The sequence below is a fragment of the Pseudomonas salomonii genome, assembly GCF_900107155.1.
Classification (GTDB): domain Bacteria; phylum Pseudomonadota; class Gammaproteobacteria; order Pseudomonadales; family Pseudomonadaceae; genus Aquipseudomonas; species Aquipseudomonas salomonii.
Genome location: NZ_FNOX01000007.1, coordinates 260,000 through 280,584, shown reverse-complemented (window position 1 = coordinate 280,584; position 20,585 = coordinate 260,000). Strand labels below are relative to the sequence as shown.

Annotated in this window: 22 protein-coding genes; 10 read left to right on the top strand and 12 right to left on the bottom strand. The window is 61.2% G+C overall.

From position 1 onward, the window contains the following. Positions 1-38: 38 nt before the first annotated feature. From trmB to BLV67_RS17805, 4 genes are all read right to left on the bottom strand, one after another. Entirely contained in the window at positions 39-764 is a 726-nt protein-coding gene (gene trmB, locus BLV67_RS17820) for a tRNA (guanosine(46)-N7)-methyltransferase TrmB (RefSeq protein WP_056857689.1), read from the bottom strand. A gap of 9 nt (positions 765-773) precedes the next feature. After that, positions 774-1,568 carry a thiazole synthase gene (locus tag BLV67_RS17815; protein ID WP_017139461.1) on the bottom strand — a complete coding sequence of 265 codons (795 nt, stop codon included), beginning with the start codon at positions 1,566-1,568 and terminating at the stop codon, positions 774-776. Positions 1,569-1,633: 65 nt separating this feature from the next. Next, complete coding sequence (gene thiS / locus BLV67_RS17810) at positions 1,634-1,834, bottom strand: sulfur carrier protein ThiS (protein WP_065912283.1); 201 nt, start codon at positions 1,832-1,834, stop codon at positions 1,634-1,636. Between the two features lie 71 nt (positions 1,835-1,905). After that, a complete protein-coding gene (locus tag BLV67_RS17805; protein WP_056857688.1) occupies positions 1,906-2,283 on the bottom strand; it encodes a DUF423 domain-containing protein in 378 nt (125 codons plus the stop codon). Between the two features lie 74 nt (positions 2,284-2,357). On the opposite strand from BLV67_RS17805, the gene mtgA reads away from it, so the two are divergent. Then, complete coding sequence (gene mtgA, locus BLV67_RS17800) at positions 2,358-3,080, top strand: monofunctional biosynthetic peptidoglycan transglycosylase (RefSeq protein WP_065912221.1); 723 nt, start codon at positions 2,358-2,360, stop codon at positions 3,078-3,080. A gap of 137 nt (positions 3,081-3,217) precedes the next feature. On the opposite strand, the gene rpoH is transcribed toward mtgA, so the two are convergent. The 4 genes from rpoH to ftsY form a co-directional block, all read right to left on the bottom strand. After that, a complete protein-coding gene (gene rpoH / locus BLV67_RS17795) occupies positions 3,218-4,072 on the bottom strand; it encodes an RNA polymerase sigma factor RpoH (RefSeq protein WP_065912223.1) in 855 nt (284 codons plus the stop codon). A gap of 129 nt (positions 4,073-4,201) precedes the next feature. Then, entirely contained in the window at positions 4,202-5,224 is a 1,023-nt protein-coding gene (ftsX, locus tag BLV67_RS17790; RefSeq protein ID WP_065912225.1) for a permease-like cell division protein FtsX, read from the bottom strand. After that, complete coding sequence (ftsE, locus tag BLV67_RS17785; protein WP_003213784.1) at positions 5,221-5,892, bottom strand: cell division ATP-binding protein FtsE; 672 nt, start codon at positions 5,890-5,892, stop codon at positions 5,221-5,223. The genes ftsX and ftsE overlap by 4 nt, the downstream gene beginning before the upstream one ends. After that, the gene (gene ftsY / locus BLV67_RS17780; protein WP_069787075.1) at positions 5,889-7,295 is read right to left on the bottom strand and encodes a signal recognition particle-docking protein FtsY; all 1,407 of its coding nucleotides are present in this window, start codon (positions 7,293-7,295) and stop codon (positions 5,889-5,891) included. The genes ftsE and ftsY overlap by 4 nt, the downstream gene beginning before the upstream one ends. Before the next feature lie 338 nt (positions 7,296-7,633). On the opposite strand from ftsY, the gene BLV67_RS17775 reads away from it, so the two are divergent. The 4 genes from BLV67_RS17775 (at position 7,634) to BLV67_RS17760 (ending at position 12,166) form a co-directional block, all read left to right on the top strand. After that, positions 7,634-8,989: a M16 family metallopeptidase gene (locus BLV67_RS17775; RefSeq protein ID WP_065912227.1), complete on the top strand. Its 1,356-nt coding sequence runs from the start codon at positions 7,634-7,636 to the stop codon at positions 8,987-8,989. Then, a complete protein-coding gene (locus BLV67_RS17770; RefSeq protein WP_065912228.1) occupies positions 8,982-10,472 on the top strand; it encodes a M16 family metallopeptidase in 1,491 nt (496 codons plus the stop codon). The genes BLV67_RS17775 and BLV67_RS17770 overlap by 8 nt, the downstream gene beginning before the upstream one ends. Further along, positions 10,472-11,089: a 16S rRNA (guanine(966)-N(2))-methyltransferase RsmD gene (gene rsmD, locus BLV67_RS17765; protein ID WP_056857682.1), complete on the top strand. Its 618-nt coding sequence runs from the start codon at positions 10,472-10,474 to the stop codon at positions 11,087-11,089. Before BLV67_RS17770 ends, rsmD begins: the two co-directional genes overlap by 1 nt. Before the next feature lie 81 nt (positions 11,090-11,170). Then, positions 11,171-12,166: a hydrolase gene (locus tag BLV67_RS17760; protein WP_065912229.1), complete on the top strand. Its 996-nt coding sequence runs from the start codon at positions 11,171-11,173 to the stop codon at positions 12,164-12,166. Between the two features lie 120 nt (positions 12,167-12,286). Here BLV67_RS17760 and BLV67_RS17755 read toward each other — a convergent pair whose 3' ends face one another. Then, on the bottom strand, positions 12,287-13,141 hold the full coding sequence (locus tag BLV67_RS17755) for a sulfurtransferase (RefSeq protein ID WP_069787076.1): 855 nt from the start codon (positions 13,139-13,141) through the stop codon (positions 12,287-12,289). Between the two features lie 33 nt (positions 13,142-13,174). Continuing rightward, positions 13,175-13,846 carry a TetR/AcrR family transcriptional regulator gene (locus BLV67_RS17750; protein ID WP_025859550.1) on the bottom strand — a complete coding sequence of 224 codons (672 nt, stop codon included), beginning with the start codon at positions 13,844-13,846 and terminating at the stop codon, positions 13,175-13,177. 146 nt (positions 13,847-13,992) lie between these two features. On the opposite strand from BLV67_RS17750, the gene BLV67_RS17745 reads away from it, so the two are divergent. From BLV67_RS17745 to BLV67_RS17725, 5 genes are all read left to right on the top strand, one after another. After that, on the top strand, positions 13,993-15,420 hold the full coding sequence (locus tag BLV67_RS17745; protein ID WP_069787077.1) for a coniferyl aldehyde dehydrogenase: 1,428 nt from the start codon (positions 13,993-13,995) through the stop codon (positions 15,418-15,420). Between the two features lie 28 nt (positions 15,421-15,448). Then, the gene (locus tag BLV67_RS17740) at positions 15,449-15,994 is read left to right on the top strand and encodes a hypothetical protein (protein WP_056857678.1); all 546 of its coding nucleotides are present in this window, start codon (positions 15,449-15,451) and stop codon (positions 15,992-15,994) included. A 161-nt stretch (positions 15,995-16,155) separates the two neighbouring features. After that, a complete protein-coding gene (locus tag BLV67_RS17735) occupies positions 16,156-17,751 on the top strand; it encodes a GMC family oxidoreductase (RefSeq protein WP_069787078.1) in 1,596 nt (531 codons plus the stop codon). A gap of 103 nt (positions 17,752-17,854) precedes the next feature. After that, positions 17,855-18,334 (top strand): pantetheine-phosphate adenylyltransferase, encoded by a 480-nt coding sequence (coaD, locus tag BLV67_RS17730; RefSeq protein ID WP_003195136.1) that lies wholly within the window; start codon positions 17,855-17,857, stop codon positions 18,332-18,334. A 102-nt stretch (positions 18,335-18,436) separates the two neighbouring features. Then, positions 18,437-18,688, top strand: a complete 252-nt coding sequence (locus tag BLV67_RS17725; RefSeq protein ID WP_029300613.1) for a YfhL family 4Fe-4S dicluster ferredoxin — start codon at positions 18,437-18,439, stop codon at positions 18,686-18,688. Between the two features lie 45 nt (positions 18,689-18,733). Here the strand turns inward: BLV67_RS17725 and mutM are convergent, their stop codons facing one another. Beyond that, the gene (gene mutM, locus BLV67_RS17720) at positions 18,734-19,546 is read right to left on the bottom strand and encodes a bifunctional DNA-formamidopyrimidine glycosylase/DNA-(apurinic or apyrimidinic site) lyase (protein WP_065912235.1); all 813 of its coding nucleotides are present in this window, start codon (positions 19,544-19,546) and stop codon (positions 18,734-18,736) included. Positions 19,547-19,567: 21 nt separating this feature from the next. Beyond that, positions 19,568-20,380: an HDOD domain-containing protein gene (locus BLV67_RS17715; RefSeq protein ID WP_176727923.1), complete on the bottom strand. Its 813-nt coding sequence runs from the start codon at positions 20,378-20,380 to the stop codon at positions 19,568-19,570. Between the last annotated feature and the right edge of the window lie 205 nt (positions 20,381-20,585).

The window sequence follows — 20,585 nt, the reverse complement described above, 5'->3', positions numbered from 1 at the left end:
CCCACAGTTGATTGCATTCCAAGCCGACTATTAGCTTGTCAGTCGACCTTCTCGAACTTCAAATCCCAAACCCCATGCCCCAGACGCTCGCCACGGCGTTCGAACTTGGTGATCGGGCGCTCGGCCGGGCGTGGCACGCATTTGCCGTCTTCGGCCAGGTTGCGGTAGCCAGGCGCTACGTCCATCACTTCCAGCATGTATTCCGCGTAAGGCTCCCAGTCGGTGGCCATGTGCAGGATGCCGCCCACCTTGAGCTTGCTGCGCACCAGCTCCGCGAAGGAAGCCTGAACGATACGGCGTTTGTGGTGACGGGATTTGTGCCAAGGGTCCGGGAAGAACAGCATCAGGCGATCGAGGCTGTTGTCAGCGATGCAGCGGTTGAGCACTTCGATCGCATCGCAGTCGTAGACGCGCAGGTTGGTCAGGCCTTGGGTCAGCACGCCGTTAAGCAGCGCGCCGACACCTGGGCGGTGCACTTCCACACCGATGAAGTCCTGGTCCGGCGCGGCCGCGGCCATTTCCAGCAGGGAGTGACCCATGCCGAAACCGATTTCCAGGGAACGCGGCGCCGAGCGGCCGAACACCTGGTCGTAGTCCACCGGCGCGTCGGCCAATGGCAACACGAACAGCGGCGTACCTTGCTCCAGGCCCTTTTGCTGGCCTTCGGTCATGCGGCCGGCGCGCATCACAAAACTCTTGATGCGGCGGTGCTTGGACTCGTCGCCTTCTTCCACGGGGTTCGGCGTTTCGTTTGATTCAGTCATCAATGGCTCTTACTTGATCAGACCATCCAGCGGCGAGGAGGCGCTGGCGTACAGTTTTTTCGGCATGCGACCGGCGAGGTACGCCAGGCGGCCCGCGACGATTGCGTGTTGCATGGCTTGGGCCATCATGACCGGCTGCTGGGCATGGGCGATGGCCGAGTTCATCAGCACCGCGTCGCAACCCAGCTCCATGGCGATGGTGGCGTCGGAGGCAGTGCCCACGCCCGCATCCACCAGTACCGGAATCCTGGCTTCTTCGAGGATGATTTGCAGGTTGTACGGGTTGCAGATCCCCAGGCCGGAACCGATCAGGCCGGCCAGCGGCATCACGGCGATGCAGCCGATTTCGGCCAATTGGCGCGCGATGATCGGGTCATCACTGGTGTAGACCATCACGTCGAAGCCTTCCTTGACCAGGGTTTCGGCGGCCTTGAGGGTTTCGATCACGTTGGGAAACAGGGTTTTCTGGTCGGCCAGCACTTCCAGTTTTACCAGGTTGTGGCCGTCGAGCAGCTCACGGGCCAGGCGGCAGGTGCGCACGGCTTCGATGGCGTCGTAGCAACCGGCAGTGTTCGGCAGGAAGGTGTAGCGATCCGGCGACAATACTTCGAGCAGGTTCGGCTCGCCCTCGATCTGGCCGAGATTGGTGCGGCGCACGGCAAACGTCACGATCTCGGCACCCGAGGCTTCGATGGCCAGGCGCGTTTCTTCCATGTCGCGGTACTTGCCGGTGCCGACCAGCAGGCGGGACTGGTAGGTACGACCGGCCAGGACGAAAGGCTTGTCGCTACGAACGATGCTCATGGGAAATCCTCGAGTTGGGGTGAGGTTCTGCAGAATGCGGGTTGGCGTCCTTGAGCGCCGGGCGGCTAGCCGCCGCCGATGGCGTGGACCACTTCGACCTGATCACCTTCGGTGAGCGCGGTTTCGGCATGCAGGCTACGCGGGACGATATCCAGATTGAGCTCTACTGCGACACGGCGTCCGGTGAGGTCCAGACGGGTCAGCAGGGCCGCAACGGTTTCACCGTCGGGCAGTTCAAAGGGTTCGCCGTTCAACTGAATGCGCATGCCACGGGCCGCCATCGTTTTTAGGGGCCAGCATTCTAGCCCGATCAGCGCGGCTGACCCAAGCCCCTTGGTCAGGCGACCTGTAGACGCCACGCAGTCAAACCGAGGAAGAACCAGCCGAGCAGGAAGGCCAGCCCCCCAAACGGCGTGATGATGCCCAGCTTGCTGATGCCCGTGAGAGTCAGCGCATACAGACTGCCCGAGAACAGCAGGATGCCGACGGTAAAGGAGATGCCCGCCCAACTGACCAGTCGGCCAGGAATATGCGCGGCCAGCAGCGCCACGCCGAACAGCGCCAGGGCGTGCACCAACTGGTAGGTGACGCCCGTATGGAAGATCGCCAGGTACTCGGCGCTCAAGCGGTTTTTCAGGCCGTGGGCGGCAAAGGCGCCCAGGGCGACGCCGGTAAAGCCGAAAAAGGCAGCCAGCATCAGAAAGCTACGCAGCATGAGGAACTCCAGTCAGACTCGAGGGGCAGGGTCTGTATAATGGCCCGCTCAACGGGTTCGGCCAAGCCATCTCTATGCTGCGTCTCCTCTTCAAGCGCTTTCTTAATGTCATTAAATGGTTTGCCATCGGCAGTGTGCTGCTGGTGCTGCTGTTTCGTGTGGTGCCGCCGCCGTTCACTGCGTTGATGGTGGAACGCAAGATCGAATCCTGGGTCGACGGCGAACCGATCGATGTGCAGCGCACCTGGGTGCCGTGGGATGAGATATCCGACGAGCTGAAAGTGGCGGTAATGGCCGGTGAAGACCAGCGTTTCCCGCAGCACTGGGGTTTTGACTTTGGCGCGATCCAGGCGGCGCTGGCGCATAACGAGCGCGGCGGTTCGATTCGCGGCGCCAGTACCTTGAGCCAGCAAGTGTCGAAGAACCTGTTTTTGTGGACCGGCCGCAGTTATCTGCGCAAAGGCCTGGAAGCCTGGTTTACCGCACTGACCGAGGTGCTGTGGCCCAAGCAGCGGATTCTTGAGGTGTACCTCAATAGCGTGGAGTGGGATGAAGGCGTGTTTGGCGCAGAGGCAGCCGCGCGGCATCACTTTGGCGTGAGTGCCAAGGCGTTGTCCCGTCAGCAGGCCAGCTATCTGGCGGCGGTTTTGCCTAATCCACGGGTGTGGAGTGCCAGCCATCCGACGGCGTATGTGGCACGACGGGCAGCGTGGATTCGGCAGCAGATGAGCCAGCTGGGCGGGGATGGTTACTTGGCGGAGTTGAACAACTCCCGCAAAGCCCCGTGGGCTGACTGACACAACACACAAACAAATGTGGGAGCGGGCTTGCTCGCGAATGCGGTGGTTCAGTCAATATCTACAGTGACTGACACTCCGCTTTCGCGAGCAAGCCCGCTCCCACATTCGATCGTGCTGTTTTCGATACCCGCGTTTTAAGCGGCGATCGACAACTTCAGCTTGTTCATCGCGCTTTTCTCAAGCTGACGAATCCGCTCGGCCGACACGTTGTACTTCTGTGCCAGGTCGTGCAGCGTGGCTTTGTCTTCAGCCAACCAGCGCTGATAGAGGATGTCACGGCTGCGGTCGTCCAGCACTTCCAGCGCTTCGTGCAGGTTCTGGTTGGAGTTGTCGCTCCAGTCGGCGTCTTCCAGTTGACGCGCCGGGTCGTACCGGTGGTCTTCCAGGTAGTTGGCCGGCGATTGGAAGGCGCTGTCGTCGTCCGCTTCAGCGGCCGGGTCGAAGGCCATGTCATGGCCGGTCAGGCGACTTTCCATCTCGCGCACTTCACGCGGTTCCACGCCGAGGCTTTCGGCCACGCGGTGGACTTCCTCGTTGTTCAGCCACGCCAGGCGTTTTTTCTGGCTGCGCAGGTTAAAGAACAGCTTGCGCTGAGCCTTGGTGGTCGCGACTTTCACGATGCGCCAGTTGCGCAGGATGAACTCGTGGATTTCCGCCTTGATCCAGTGCACGGCAAACGACACCAAACGCACGCCCATCTCAGGGTTGAAGCGCTTTACAGCCTTCATCAGGCCGACGTTGCCTTCCTGAATCAGGTCAGCCTGGGCCAGGCCGTAGCCGCTATAGCTACGGGCGATATGTACGACAAAACGCAGGTGGGCGAGCACCATCTGCCGAGCCGCCCCCAAATCCTGCTCATAGTAGAGACTCTCGGCCAGTTCACGCTCCTGCTCGGGCGTCAGCAATGGAATGCTGTTGACCGTGTGCACATAGGCCTCCAGGTTCGCACCTGGGACCAGAGCATAAGCAGGTTGCAAAGAAGTGGTCATACGAAAAAACCTCCGACTCACATAACTCGTGCAGTTCAGCACTGCGAAAATTGACCGGGAACCGTAGGACAAGTTCCCTAAACCACCAATACGGTCAATACAAACGAAACCACATTAATCTGACATTAACTACTTCGGTGCCAGCTCACGTAAATGACGAGCGACCGCAATCCAGGCACCGATATACCCCAACAAGACGGCGCCAAGCAAGAGACTCAGACCGTCGGCGACCGGCACACCGGCCAGGGCAAAATCGCTGCCATACAAGCCGGCCAGCCCGACTACTGCGTCGTTCAGCCAGTTCAAGCCAAAAGCCAGCACGCCCCAGGACAAAATCCCGGCACCAAAGCCATAAAGCGCGCCCATGTACAGAAAAGGCCTACGCACATAGCTGTCTGTGCCGCCGACCAGTTTAATCACTTCTATCTCGGTGCGGCGGTTTTCAATATGAAGACGAATGGTATTACCTATCACCAAAAGTAATGCAGACACCAACAATACCGTCAGACCGAACACGAAGCGGTCGCCCAGCTTGAGAATCGCGGCCAGGCGCTCCACCCAGACTAGATCAAGTTGTGCCTGTTGCACCTTGGGCATCTCTGCGAGTTTTTGTCGCAGGGCCTCAAGCGCCGGCTTGTCGACTTCGTTCGGCGTCACCAGCACCACGCCCGGCAGCGGGTTCTGCGGCAACTCTTTAAGCGCCTCACCCAGGCCCGATTGCTGCTGGAACTCTTCAAGGGCCTGATCGCGGCTGATGTATTCGGCCTCCGCCACGCCCGGCAGGTTTTTGATGTCGTCGCGCAGGTTCTCGCCGTCTTTGGCGCTGGTGTCGAGGTCCAGGTACAGGGAAATCTGCGCCGCGCGCTGCCAGGAACCGCCCAGGCGCTCCACATTATTAAGCAGCAGCGACAAACCCATCGGCAGGCTCAGTGCCACGGCCATTACCAGGCAGGTGAAAAAGCTGCCGATCGGCTGTTTGCCCAGGCGGCGCAGGCTGTCGACCAAGCTGGCGCGATGGCTTTCGATCCAGGCGCGCAGCAGCGTGGCGAAATCCGGACCATCATCGTCGTCGCGTTTTTTCTTCGGCGGTTGCGGGTCGGCGGCTTTTGGCGCCACACGCTCGGAAACCTTGGGGCTGCGAGTCGCACTCATACGCCAGCCTCCCCGTCGCCGATCAGGCGGCCGCGTTGCAAGGTCAGCATGCGGTGGCGCATGCGGGCGATCAGTGCCAGGTCATGACTGGCGATCAGCACGCTGGTGCCCAGGCGGTTGATGTCTTCGAACACGCCCATGATCTCAGCCGCCAGACGCGGGTCAAGGTTACCGGTAGGCTCATCCGCCAGCAGCAAGGCCGGGCGGTGGACGATGGCGCGGGCGATGCCGACGCGCTGTTGCTGGCCGGTGGACAGGTCGCCCGGATACAGGTCGGTCTTGTCCGACAGCGCCACGCGCTCCAGAGCCGAATCCACGCGTTTGACGATTTCAGCCTTGGACAGGCCGAGAATCTGCAACGGCAAGGCAATGTTGTTGAACACCGTGCGATCGAACAGCAACTGATGGTTCTGGAACACTACGCCGATCTGGCGGCGCAGGAACGGGATCTGCGCATTGCTGATGGTCGCCAGATCCTGGCCGGCCAGCAGCAGCTTGCCGGTGGTCGGGCGCTCCATCGCCAGCAACAGGCGCAGCAGCGTACTTTTACCGGCGCCCGAGTGGCCGGTTACAAACAGAAACTCGCCACGCCGTACTCGAAAGCTCAGCTCATGCAAGCCCACATGCCCGTTGGCGTAGCGTTTACCGACCTGTTCGAATCGAATCATGAACGCTCCCGCTCGGCGAAAAGTGCCTGTACAAAGGGTTCGGCTTCAAAGGTGCGCAGGTCGTCGATACCTTCACCGACACCGATATAACGAATCGGCAACCCGAACTGTTTGGCCAGGGCGAAGATCACGCCGCCCTTGGCCGTGCCGTCGAGCTTAGTCAATGCCAGGCCGGTCAGTTGCACCGTCTGGTTGAATTGTTTGGCCTGGCTGATAGCGTTCTGACCGGTACCGGCGTCGAGCACCAGCAGCACTTCGTGCGGGGCGTCAGCGTCGAGCTTGCCGATCACGCGGCGCACTTTCTTCAGCTCTTCCATCAAGTTGTCTTTGGTGTGCAGACGACCGGCGGTATCAGCGATCAACACGTCGATGTTACGGGCCTTGGCAGCCTGCACGGCATCGAAGATCACCGAGGCGGAATCGGCGCCCGTGTGCTGGGCGATGACCGGGATCTTGTTGCGCTCACCCCAGACCTGCAGCTGCTCCACGGCAGCGGCACGGAAAGTGTCACCGGCGGCGAGCATGACTTTTTTGCCTTCGGACTGCAGCTTCTTGGCCAGTTTGCCGATGGTGGTGGTTTTGCCGGCGCCGTTGACGCCGACCACCAGAATCACGAACGGCTTGTTCGGCGTGATCACCAGCGGGGCTTCTACAGGTTTAAGCATCGCAGCCAGTTCGGCCTGCAGGGACTTGTAGAGCGCATCGGCGTCGGTCAGCTGCTTGCGCGCAACCTTCTGGGTCAGGCTCTGGATGATCACGGCAGTGGCTTCAACGCCCACGTCGGCGGTGAGCAGACGGGTTTCGATGTCTTCCAGCAGCTCGTCATCGATGACCTTCTTGCCCAGGAACAGGCTGGCCATGCCTTCGCCGATGCTGGCGCTGGTTTTGCTCAGGCCTTGCTTGAGGCGGGCGAAGAACCCGGTTTTGCTGGTTTCAACGGCAGCCACAACAGGCTCCGGGGCAACCGGCGGCTCGATAATGGCGGGAGCGGCAACCACAACAGGTGCAGGTGCAGGCGCAGGCGCAGGCTCAACAGTGACGGGCGCAGGCGCTTCAACGACCACTGCAACCGGCTCAACAACCGCTGGAATCGGCGGCGTGACGTGCTCGGCCTGTACATCTTCAACCAGTGCCACAGGCTCTTCAGCCACCGGCAGTTCCAGCCACGGCGTGTGCTCGGGCGCAGGCTCTGGCTCAACCACCGGTTGCAACACCGGCTCGGCCATCGGCAGCACCACCGGCGCGGGCGGCTCAGCGTCTATGACCGGTTCTGGAATCGGCTCAGGCTGAACCTGTGGCTGTTCGACGACGGTTTCCTGCGGCTTTTTGCGCAACCATCCGAACAGGCCTTTTTTCTCGCCAGCCGCAGCTGGGCTCTTCTTGTCGTCGTTGGAACCAAACATGGAGGACGGCTATCTCAAAGTAGCGATGCGCCAGGGCGCCTCGGTAAATAAATTCGATGCAGAACAGACTGCGTTAACGCTCGCTTGTTCATGCGCAACATTTTGTAAGGCGTAAATAAAGGCCTCAACAAATCGTTTCAATAAAGGACTGAAGCGACAAAATCGGCGAAAAGTAGAAGATCGTCGGGGAAACCCAGCGCCAACTCCTACATTCCTACGACTCGATCCGGAACCATATGACCGCCGCAGTGGCCGCCCCTGAATCGGATCAGTATCCTAGCACCTCCTCGCCCGCCGACGCTAAGACCAAGCGGGTAGCCCAACAGGTTAAAACACGAATGATTGCTCTAGCCCGCCGCGCCGCAGGCCTGCTGCTCAGCACAGTTTGTCTGCCTCTTTCAGCCTTGGCTGCCGACCCACAACCCACCCATGAATTCACCCTCGATAACGGCCTTAAAGTGGTCGTGCGCGAAGACCATCGCGCGCCTGTGGTGGTTTCCCAGGTCTGGTACAAGGTCGGCTCGAGCTACGAAACCCCGGGCCAGACCGGTTTGTCCCACGCCCTGGAACACATGATGTTCAAAGGCAGCGCCAAGGTCGGTCCCGGCGAAGCCTCGCTGATCCTGCGCGACCTCGGCGCCGAAGAAAACGCCTTCACCAGCGATGACTACACCGCGTACTACCAGGTACTGGCGCGTGACCGCCTGGGCGTGGCTTTCGAGCTGGAAGCCGACCGCATGGCCAGCCTGCGCCTGCCGGCTGATGAGTTCAGCCGCGAAATCGAGGTAATCAAGGAAGAACGCCGCCTGCGTACCGACGACAACCCGATGTCCAAGGCCTATGAACGCTTCAAGGCGATGGCCTACCCGGCCAGCGGCTACCACACCCCGACCATCGGCTGGATGGCTGACCTTGAGCGCATGAAAGTCGAAGAACTGCGCCACTGGTACCAGTCCTGGTATGTGCCGAACAACGCCACACTGGTGGTGGTCGGCGACGTAACGCCGGACGAGGTCAAGAAACTCGCCCAGCGCTACTTCGGCCCAATCCCCAAGCGTGACGTGCCACCGGCCAAGATCCCGCTGGAGCTGGCCGAACCTGGCGAGCGCTTGCTGACCCTGCACGTGCAGACCCAACTGCCAAGCGTGATCCTCGGCTTCAACGTGCCGGGCCTGGCGACTGCCGAAGACAAGCGCTCGGTGCAAGCCTTGCGCCTGCTCTCGGCCCTGCTGGATGGCGGCTACAGCGCACGTATCTCGGAGCAACTGGAGCGCGGTGAAGAGCTGGTCTCCGGCGCCTCCACCAGCTACGACGCCTATACCCGTGGTGACAGCCTGTTCACATTGAGCGCCACGCCGAACCAACAGAAGAAAAAGACCATTGCCCAGGCCGAAGCCGGCCTGTGGCGTTTGCTCGACGAGCTGAAAGCCAAGCCGCCGACCACCGAAGAACTGGAGCGTATCCGCGCCCAAGTGATTGCCGGTGTGGTTTACCAGCGTGATTCCATCACCAGCCAGGCCACGGCCATCGGCTCGCTGGAAACCGTCGGCCTGTCGTGGAAACTCATGGACACCGAGCTTGCCGACCTGCAAAGCGTGACCCCGGAAGATATCCAGAAAGCCGCACGGACTTATTTCACCCGCGAACGTTTGAGCGTCGCCCATGTTTTGCCCGAGGAGACCGCTCATGAGTAATCGCAAAAGCAGCCGCCTGATCTTCCCCGGCCTGGTCGTCGTCACCCTGATCGCCGCCAGCGCCGTGTACTTCCTGCGCCCGAGTGAATCGGTGGCCAGCCAGGCCCTGGACAAGGCGCAATCGGCCAACAAATTGCAATCTTTGGCGGAACTGGACGGCAAGGCGCCGACCAACCGCAAGCTCGACGTGCAAACCTGGACCACCGCCGAAGGCGCCAAGGTGCTGTTCGTCGAAGCTCACGAACTGCCGATGTTCGACATGCGCATCCTGTTCGCCGCCGGCAGCAGCCAGGACGGCAACACGCCCGGCGTGGCGCTGCTGACCAACGCCATGCTCAACGAAGGCATACCGGGCAAGGATGTCAGCCAGATCGCCAGCGGCTTTGAAGGGCTGGGCGCCGACTTCGGCAATGGCGCTTTTCGCGACATGGCGTTGGTGTCCCTGCGCAGCCTGAGCGACAGCGACAAGCGCGACGCGGCCCTGGCGCTGTTTGACCAAGTGATCGGCAAGCCGACTTTCCCGGCCGACTCCCTGGCGCGCATCAAGAACCAGATTCTTGCCGGTTTTGAATATCAGAAACAGAACCCCGGCAAGCTGGCCAGTCTTGAGCTGTTCAAGCGCTTGTACGGCGACCACCCTTACGCGCACCCAAGCGAAGGCACGCCCGAGAGCGTTCCGGCGATTACCCTGGCGCAGTTGCAGGCGTTCCACGCCAAGGCTTATGCGGCGGGCAACGCAGTGATCGCCGTGGTGGGCGATCTGACTCGCGCCGAGGCGCAAGCCATGACGGCCAAGGTCTCCGCATCGCTGCCCAAAGGCCCGGCCCTGGCCAAGATCGCCCAGCCGACCGAGCCGAAAGCTGGCCTGAGCCATATCGAGTTCCCGTCCAAGCAAACCCATTTGCTGTTCGCGCAACTGGGCATCGACCGCGCCGACCCGGACTACGCCGCCTTGTCCCTGGGCAACCAGATCCTCGGCGGCGGCGGTTTCGGCACCCGCTTAATGAGCGAAGTGCGTGAGAAGCGCGGCCTGACCTACGGCGTTTACTCCGGTTTCTCGCCGATGCAGGTGCGTGGCCCGTTCATGATCAACCTGCAGACCCGTGCCGAAATGAGCGGCGGCACCCTGCGCCTGGTTGAAGACGTGCTGGCCGATTACCTCAAGACCGGCCCCACGCAAAAGGAACTGGACGACGCCAAGCGTGAGCTGGCCGGCAGCTTCCCGCTGTCCACGGCGAGCAACGCCGATATCGTCGGGCAACTGGGCGCCATGGGTTTCTATAACCTGCCGCTGAGCTATCTTGAGGATTTCATGAAACAATCCCAGGCCCTGACCGTAGAGCAGGTCAAGGCTGCAATGAATAAACACTTGAGCGCCGACAAGATGGTCATCGTGACCGCCGGCCCGACGATTGCGCAAAAGCCACTACCGCCCCCCACTGATAAACCCGCCGAGCAGCCGCTCGGGGTTCCGGAGCATTAATGGCCAGTTCATCTCGCCCGAAAAAACCTGTCCACAACGTGCATAACGGTGTGGGCCAACTACGCATCATTGGCGGTGAATGGGGCAGCCGCAAGCTGAGTTTCCCCGACGTCGTGGGCCTGCGCCCAACGCCGGACCGCGTGCGTGAAACCCTGTTCAACTGGCTCGCGCCGTATATCGGCGGCGCCAAGGTACTGGACCCGTTCGCCGGCAGTGGCGCGCTGTTCCTGGAGGCGCTGTCCCGTGGCGCGGCCCAGGGCCAGGCGCTGGATGCCAGCAATGTGGCGGTATCCAGCCTCAAGGAACACTTGGGCACACTGCGCTGCACCACCGGCCAGGTGCAGACCGCCGATGCACTGCGCTACCTGGAAACCCAGGCGGCCAGCGAATACGACGTGGTGTTCCTCGACCCGCCGTTCAACCAGAACCTGTTGCCGACGGTGTGTGCGTTGCTGGAGGAACGCCAGTGGCTGGCACCCGACGCGTGGATCTACACTGAAAGCGAGACCGCGCCGTCGACCCTCGGCCTGCCGGGCAGCTGGCGCCTGCACCGGGAGCAGAAGTCCGGTCGGGTGTATTACGCGTTGTGGCACCGGTTGGTTGAAAGCGCTGCTTAACCTTAGGTAAATGTTGTAGTGAGCAGGCTTGCCACAACAAGCTCGCATGCCACAGTGAGTTCGCTTGCTACCGAGAGTTTCATGATCCCGTCTTCTGAACTGTTCAAACCCGCCTTCGGCCTCGGCAACCCTCACTTGCAGACCTTGTGGGGTCCGCTGTGGCGCCCCACTACCCACATCGAACGCCAACGCGAACGCCTGTGGCTGGATGACGGCGACTTTCTCGACCTCGACTGGCACGGCCCACATGACGCGCAAGCGCCGTTGGTGCTGGTGCTGCACGGGCTGACCGGCTCGTCCAACTCGCCCTACGTGGCCGGGCTGCAAAAAGCCCTCGCCGCCCAAGGCTGGGCCAGCGCCGCCTTGAATTGGCGTGGGTGCTCGGGCGAGCCAAACCTGTTGGCCCGCAGCTATCACTCCGGTGCCAGTGAAGACCTGGCGGCGGCGATTGCCCATCTGCGGGCCAAGCGCCCCTTGGCGCCGCTGTACGCGGTGGGTTATTCGTTGGGCGGTAATGTGCTGCTCAAGCACCTGGGCGAAACCGGCGAGGCATCCGGTCTGCAAGGCGCAGCGGCAGTGTCGGTGCCGTTTCGACTGGACCAGTGCGCCGATCGCATCGGGCTGGGCTTTTCGCGGGTTTATCAGAAGCATTTCATGCGCGAGATGTTGGCGTATATCCGCGTCAAGCAAAGCCGCTTTGTAGAGGATGGCAGGGCCGAAGGGCTGAAAACCCTGGAAGCCCTGGGCTCATTGGAAAAAATGCGTACGTTCTGGGACTTCGACGGCCGGGTGACCGCGCCGTTGCACGGGTTCCTCAGCGCCGAGGACTATTACCGTCGCGCCTCGAGCCGTTACTACCTGGGCGAAATCCGCACGCCAACGCTGATTATCCAGGCCGCCGATGACCCGTTCGTGTTTGCTCATAGCCTGCCCGAGGCCAGTGAACTGTCGGATTGCACCGAGTTTGAGTTGTTGGCCAAGGGTGGGCATGTGGGGTTTGTGGATGGCACGCTCAAGCGCCCCAGTTACTACCTGGAGCGCCGTATTCCGCAATGGTTACTGACACAACACGGTTAAAACTGTGGGAGCTGGCTTGCCTGCGATGAGGGAGTGTCAGTCAGATAACTATTGGCTGACACACCGCTATCGCAGGCAAGCCAGCTCCCACAGTTTGATTGGGGTCACATGGCTGATAAATCAGTCGCCGGTTGCAATTTCCCGCTCTGGATCGGTAATCCACTCACTCCACGACCCCGCATACAACTTGCCCAACGGGTAACCGGCCAAACTCAAGGCAAACAAGTTGTGGCACGCCGTCACGCCCGAACCGCAATATGCCACCAGTTCATCCGGTGAGCGGCCCTGCAACTGCGCGGCGAAGCGCTGTTTAAGCTGATCGGCCGGCAGGAAACGGCCGTCACTGCCCAGGTTTTCGTTGAACGCCGCACATTGCGCACCGGGAATGTGCCCGGCAATCGGGTCAATCGGCTCCACTTCGCCGCGAAAACGCGCCTGGCCGCGGGCGTCGATCAAGGTCAGGCCCGGCTCGCCCAAGCGTTTTTGCAAATGCTCGGCATCCAGCAGCAGGCGGTTGTCCGGCTTACCGGCAAACGTTCCCGGCTCAACCACCGGCGCATCGAGGCTCAACGGGAAACCGGCGGCGTGCCAGGCCTTGAGGCCACCGTCCAGGATAAACACCCCGTCGCGCTTACCCAGCCAGGCCAGCAACCACCAGGCGCGGGCGGCATAGGCGCCGGGGCCGTCGTCGTACAGGACGATGTCGGTGTTGGCATGGATGCCCCAGGCCCGCAGTTGCGCAACCAAAGTGTCCGCCGCCGGCAACGGGTGGCGGCCGGTCACGCCTTTGGTCACCGGCCCACTGAGGTGGCGCTCCAGGTCGGCATATTGCGCGCCTTCGATATGCCCTTCGGCATAGCTGCACAGCCCGTAGTCCGGGTCTTCAAGGGCAAAACGACAATCCAGGATCACCAGCCCTGCGGCCTTCTGGCGTTCGGCCAATTGCTGGGGGCTGATCAGTTGGGCAAGCGGCATGACGGGCTCCTGTAAACAGATTCGGGATAGGTCCTACTTCACTTCTTCCAGTGCCTGGTTCAACGGCACGTAAAACTCTTTGAACAGCGCATCCACCGCCTCTTTCGCCTGAGGCGTGACAAACCCCGCCTCCAGCACCAGCACCTGATACACACCACGCTTGATCGCTTCGGCGCTCAAGTGCGCGGAGTTTTCATTGGTGGTGCACAGAAACCGCACCCACGAGGTGAGGATAATCCAGGCATTGAGGGTCAGGGCCTCGGTTTGCACCGGGTCCATATTGAGGATGCCGGCGTCGACAAACCCTTGGTAAATGGCCCCACCCTGGATCAGGCAGCGCTGGGAAAACCGCCGGTAACCGGTGGCCAGTTCCGGGTCGCTTTCCAGCAGGTGTTCGAGGTCCCGATGCAGGAAGCGATAACGCCACATGCCGGCCAGCACGGCCTGCAGGTAAAAGCGCTTGTCTTCGACGGTGACGGCGCGGCCCTGGGGCGGGCGCAGAAAACTGTCCACCAACGCTTCGTACTCACGAAACAGCACGGCGATGATCGCCTGCTTGTTGGGGAAGTGGTAGTACAGGTTGCCCGGGGAAATTTCCATATGGGCGGCGATATGGTTGGTACTGACGCTGCGCTCACCCTGCTGGTTAAAAAGCTCCAGGCTGGTTTGCACAATGCGCTCGCTGGTCTTTACTCGTGGTGCCATAGGGGATCAGCTTCTGAACACGGGATGGGGCATCTTACGGCCTATCCTTGTCAGGATAAATCCGCATGTTGCTGCAATGACATTTGACAATTTAGAGCAATGACTCTAAAAATCCAGGCAGACCTATAACAATCGGGAACTGCGCCATGTCTGCCAACGTTGCCTACCTGCAAGATTCCCAGGCGCTGGATCAACTCCAGGACCTGTTCGACGCCCAACGTCACGCCTACGCGGTCAACCCGATGCCGCCCGCTGCACAGCGTCAGCAATGGCTGAAGGCTTTGCGCGATGTGCTCAGCGACGAACGCCAGGCATTGATCAATGCCATCAGCCAGGACTTCAGCCACCGCAGCGCAGACGAAACGCTGTTCGCCGAATTGATGCCCAGCCTGCATGGCATTCACTACGCCAGCAAACACCTCAAAGGCTGGATGAAACCTTCCCGGCGCGCGGTAGGCATTGCCTTCCAACCGGCCTCAGCCAAAGTCATCTACCAGCCGCTGGGTGTAGTCGGGGTGATTGTGCCCTGGAATTACCCGTTGTACTTGGCCATTGGCCCGTTGGTCGGGGCGTTGGCGGCGGGAAACCGGGTGATGCTCAAACTCAGCGAATCCACGCCCGCCACGGGCGAACTGCTTAAGGCGTTGCTGGCGAAGATTTTCCCCGAAGACCTGGTGTGCGTGGTGCTGGGCAAGGCTGAAGTGGGCATGGCATTTTCCAAACTGCGCTTCGACCACCTGCTGTTCACTGGCGCCACCAGCATCGGCAAGCATGTGATGCGCGCGGCCGCCGAGCACCTGACACCGGTCACCCTGGAACTGGGCGGCAAATCGCCGGCTATTGTTTCCGCCGATGTGCCACTCAAGGACGCCGCCGAGCGCATCGCCTTCGGTAAATGCCTGAATGCCGGGCAAACCTGTGTGGCACCCGACTACGTGCTGGTGCCGGAAGACCGCGTTGACGGTTTCGTCGAGGCCTACAGCAACGCCGTTCGCGGGTTTTATCCGACACTGGCCGACAACCCGGACTACACCGCCATCATCAATGAGCGGCAACAGGCCCGGCTCAATGCCTACGTCAAAGACGCCACCGACAAGGGCGCCACCGTGATTGCGCTGTATGACCAAGGCCAGGCACGGCGTATGGCCCATAGCCTGTTGCTGAATGTCAGCGACGAGATGACGGTGATGCAGGATGAAATCTTCGGCCCGCTGCTACCTATCGTGCCTTACCGCGGCCTCGACCAGGCGTTTGCCTACATCAACCAGCGCCCTCGCCCACTGGCTCTGTATTACTTCGGCTACAACAAAGGCGAACAGAACCGCGTCCTCCACGAGACCCATTCCGGCGGTGTTTGCCTTAACGACACGCTGCTGCATGTGGCCCAGGACGACATGCCCTTTGGCGGTATCGGCCCGTCGGGCATGGGCCATTACCACGGCCATGAAGGCTTCCTCACGTTCAGCAAGGCCAAGGGTGTGCTGGTCAAACAGCGCCTGAACGCGGCAAAACTGATCTACCCGCCTTATGGCAAAGCCATCCAGAAGTTGATCCAGAAGCTGTTTATCCGCTGATTCCGCCACCCTCGGGATAACAATAAGAATGAACCCTAGCCTGACTGAAACACCTGCGCTGTCACGGCGCGGCGTCCTGAAAATCGGCCTGTGCGCCAGTGCGTTCCTGGCCACCGCCGGCTTGGGGGCCAGCCTCAGCGGCTGTTCCAGCAGTACTCCGGCCAGTGGCTTTGCGATGCTGCGCAGCAGTGATTTGCCGTTTTTGCGCGCGATCATCCCGGTGCTGCTCGAAGGCGCGGCCAGCGCCCAGGACGTGGTCGCCGGCATCGAAGACACCCTGAAAAAACTCGACTACAGCCTGCAAAACCTGTCACCGGAGATGTTCAAGCTCACCCAGCAGCTGTTCGACGTGCTGAGCATGGGCATCACCCGTGGCCCGTTGACCGGCATTTGGGGCAGTTGGGAAAACGCCAGCAGCGATCAGATCCGCAACTTCCTGCACCGCTGGGAAAACAGCTACCTGAACCTGCTGCGCATGGGCCAGGGCTCGCTGCTCAAGCTGGTGATCATGGCCTGGTACTTCCGGCCGGCATCCTGGGCGCATTGCGGCTACCCCGGACCACCAAAGATCTAAGCCTGGCAACCCGCTCAAACATGTGGGAGCGGGCTTGCTCGCGAAAGCGGTGGGTCAGTCAATGATTTCTTACATTGATAGACCGTATTCGCGAGCAAGCCCGCTCCCACATTGACCGTAACTTCGTAGCGTTTAACGCATAAAAATAAGAGTGCACTTCTATGCCCGTACCCGATCTGTTCCGCGATGGCCTGGCCCGTGGCTGGAAAACTCACAATGGCGCCGCCCTCAGCAATGACCTGACCCTGGAAGCCGACGTGGCCATCATCGGCAGTGGCGCGGGTGGCGGCACCACTGCCGAGATCCTCAGTGCCGCGGGCTACAAAGTGCTGCTGATCGAAGAAGGCCCCCTCAAGACCAGCAGCGACTTCAAGCTGCTCGAAGACGAAGCCTACGCCAGCCTCTATCAGGAAGGCATCGGCCGCATGAGCAAGGACGGCGCGATTACTATCCTGCAGGGCCGTGCCGTCGGCGGTACCACGCTGATCAACTGGACCTCAAGCTTTCGTACACCCGACGCCACCCTCGCCCACTGGGCCAGTGAATACGCGGTCAAAGGCCACAGCAGCGCCGAAATGGCGCCATGGTTCGAAAAGATGGAACAACGCCTGGGCATCGCCCCCTGGGCCATTCCACCAAATGCCAACAATGATGTGATCCGCAAAGGCTGCGAAAAGCTCGGCTATAGCTGGCACGTGATCCCGCGCAACGTGCGCGGCTGCTTCAACCTGGGTTATTGCGGCATGGGGTGCCCGGTCAACGCCAAGCAATCGATGCTGGTGACCACCATTCCCTCTACGCTGGAAAAGGGCGGCGAACTGCTCTACCTGGCCCGCGCCGAGCACCTGAAATACAGCGGCGACACCATCAGCAGCCTTGAATGCGTGGCCATGGATGAACGTTGCGTGGCGCCTACCGGGCGCAAAATCACGGTCAAGGCCAAGCATTACGTGCTGGCGGGCGGCGGCATCAACAGCCCGGCGCTGTTGATGCGCTCGAGCGCGCCCGACCCGCATTCGCGGTTGGGCAAGCGTACCTTCCTGCACTTGGTGAATTTCTCCGCCGGGCAGTTCAACGAGGTGATCAACCCGTTCTATGGTGCGCCGCAGTCGATCTATTCCGACCACTTCCAGTGGCAGGATGGCACCACCGGCAAAATGTCCTACAAGCTGGAGGCACCGCCGCTGCATCCTGGCCTGGTCAGCACGCTGTTCGGTGGCTACGGCACCGCAAACGCGCTGGACATGAGCCAGTTGCCCCACACCCACGCCATGCTCGCCCTGCTGCGCGACGGTTTTCACCCCGACAGCCCTGGTGGCGCGGTGGAACTACGTGGCGACGGCACGCCGGTGCTCGACTACCAGGTCTCGGATTACGCCTGGGACGGCCTGCGCCGTGCGTTTCATACCATGGCCGAGATTCAGTTCGCGGCGGGCGCCAAGTCGGTCAAGCCGTTGCATCACGATGCACGCTACGTAAATACCCTGGCCGAAGCGCGCAGCCTGATCGACGGGCTGAGCCTGGAACTGCACCGCACCACGCTGGGCAGCGCCCATGTGATGGGCGGTTGCGCCATGGGCGAAGACCCGAAAAACGCGGTGGCCGACAGCCTCGGCCGTCATCATCAATTGCGTAACCTGTCGATCCACGACGGCTCGCTGTTCCCCACCAGCATTGGCGCCAACCCGCAATTATCGGTGTACGGGCTGACTGCGCAACTGGCGACGGCATTGGCCGAACGTCTGAAAACGGCATGAAAAAACCGGGTATTCACGGTATCTATCTACATAAGTCGACTTGGCCCACCGGGCATGCTGCGATACCATCCGGTTCCCCAACGGACTCCGCCAGGACGACGCGATGAACCGAGTGTTGTACCCAGGAACCTTCGACCCGATTACCAAAGGCCATGGCGATCTGGTCGAACGTGCGTCTCGCTTGTTCGACCATGTGATCATCGCGGTCGCGGCCAGCCCCAAGAAAAACCCGTTGTTTCCCCTGGAACAGCGTGTGGAGCTGGCGCAGGAGGTCACCAAGCACCTGCCCAACGTGGAAGTGGTGGGCTTTTCCACGTTGCTCGCGCATTTCGCCAAAGAGCAGAACGCCAATGTGTTCCTGCGTGGTCTGCGCGCAGTGTCGGATTTCGAATACGAATTCCAGCTGGCCAACATGAACCGCCAACTGGCGCCGGACGTGGAAAGTCTGTTCCTCACGCCGTCTGAGCGTTACTCGTTCATTTCCTCGACGTTGGTGCGTGAAATTGCCGCTTTGGGCGGAGATATCACCAAGTTCGTGCACCCGGCCGTGGCCGATGCGCTGACCCTGCGCTTCAAGAAGTAAGACCGCTCAACCGGCGCCCGCTCGCACTGCGGGCGCCAATGCGGCACAATTGCGCGCATTAGTTTTCAGATGCCCTGGCTGACAGCCCTGGCAGGAGTTTCCATGTCCCTGATCATCACCGACGATTGCATCAACTGCGACGTCTGCGAACCCGAGTGCCCGAACGCTGCGATTTCCCAGGGCGAAGAGATCTACGTGATCGACCCCAACCTGTGCACCCAGTGCGTCGGCCACTACGACGAACCTCAGTGCCAGCAAGTGTGCCCGGTGGATTGCATTCCGCTGGATGAAGCACGGCCGGAGACTGAAGAGCAGTTGATGGAGAAGTACCGGTTGATTACCGGCAAGGCCTGAAGTTATTTATTGCCTGCGATGGCGACATCAGCCATCACCCGGCATTCAGCTCTGGCACTTGGGGCAAAACACACTCGCCCGCTGCCCCAGCACCACATTGCGCAACTCGCTCCCGCAGACCTTGCACGCCTCGCCGCCCCGGCCGTAGACGTACAGTTCCTGCTGGAAATACCCCGGTTGCCCGTCGCCGCCGATAAAGTCCCGCAACGTGGTGCCGCCCCGCTCGATGGCCGCTGCCAGCACGCGCTTGATCTCGATCGCGAGCTTCAAGTAGCGCCCGCGTGAGATACCGCCCGCAGCCCGGCGCGGATCGATCCCCGCCGCAAACAACGCTTCCGTCGCGTAGATATTGCCCACGCCCACCACCACCGCGTTGTCCATGATGAACGGCTTCACCGCCATCGACTTGCCACGCGAGAGCTGGAACAGACGCTCGCCATCAAACAGCTCGGTCAACGGCTCCGGCCCCAGGCGCAGCAGCAGTTCGTGGTTGTGCGGGTCCTGGCTCCACAGCATCGCACCGAAACGCCGAGGGTCGGTGTAGCGCAGCGCCAGGCCAGACTCCAACTCGATATCCACGTGCTCATGCTTGAGCGCCGGCAAACCGACTTCCACCAAGCGCAAATTGCCCGACATCCCCAAATGGCTGATCAACGTGCCCACTTCAGCATTGATCAACAGGTACTTGGCCCGCCGCTCCACCAGCACGATGCGCTGCCCCGACAGGCGCACATCCAGGTCTTCCGGGATCGGCCAGCGCAAGCGCCGCTCACGCACCACCACCCGGCTGACACGTTGGCCTTCCAAATGCGGCGCAATCCCGCGGCGGGTCGTTTCGACTTCGGGTAACTCGGGCATGTGTACCTCTTGATTAAAGGGTCAGTGGGCGCCCAGTTCACGAATGGACAGCTTCAGGCTTTCAAAGTCGTAGTCCGACAAGCCCACGTAATCCAGCACCAGATGGCCGATGGCATCCCACTCATGGTCCGCCGACTGGTTACCCAGCACGCGGCAGGACGAGCAGATGTGCTCGGCCATCTTGAGGATCGCCAGCAGGTTTTTAAGTTGCGGGTTGCGCGATGACTCATCGCTGAAGATCGCCAGGGCGTTGTGGTGGTTGGCGATCGCGTCGGTCACATGCTCCGGCAGGCGCCAGGATTTGGCGGTGTAGTAACCCACCACGGCATGGTTGGTGTTGAACGCGTGGTTCTCGGTGTCGACCACCCGACAATCCGGGCCGGCATTGGCATACGCCTGCTCCAGCACCGCCATGTAGTTGGGGAAGCGCTTGAGCATCAGCGGCACGCCGCAATCGTGGAACAGGCCCAAGGCATAGGCCTCGTCGACCGCTTGCGAGCCGGTGCGCTTGGCCAGGGTCAGGCAGGTCATGGCCACGTCCTGGGCGGTGTCCCAGAAGCGGTTGAGCGTAACGATGGTGTCGTCACTCATCTCGCCCTTGATCGACTGCGCGTTGATCAGGTTGATGACCGAGCGGCTGCCCAGCAGGTTCACCGCGCGCTGGATCGAGGCGATCTTGTTGCTCAGGCCGTAATACGGCGAGTTGACGATCTTCAGCAGCGCGCCGGACAGGCCCGGGTCCTGGGAGATCAACCGCGCGATCACTTCCAGGTCCGGGTCGGGCATGTACTGCTCCATCTGCAAATCCACCATGATTTGCGGTTGAGGCGGCACGCTGATGCCTTGCAGGGCCTGTTGGATCTGCTCGGCGGAAAGCTCTGGGGACATAAATACACACTCTGGACTAGGCGTGAATTCTAACCTTTATGAAGACCCGGCCGACACCCAAAAACCGAACTGGAACCGGATCAAACGTGGGAGCTGGCTTGTCGGGTCGCCGCACCGCTGCGAAAGCATCACCGCCGTACGTCAGATACAC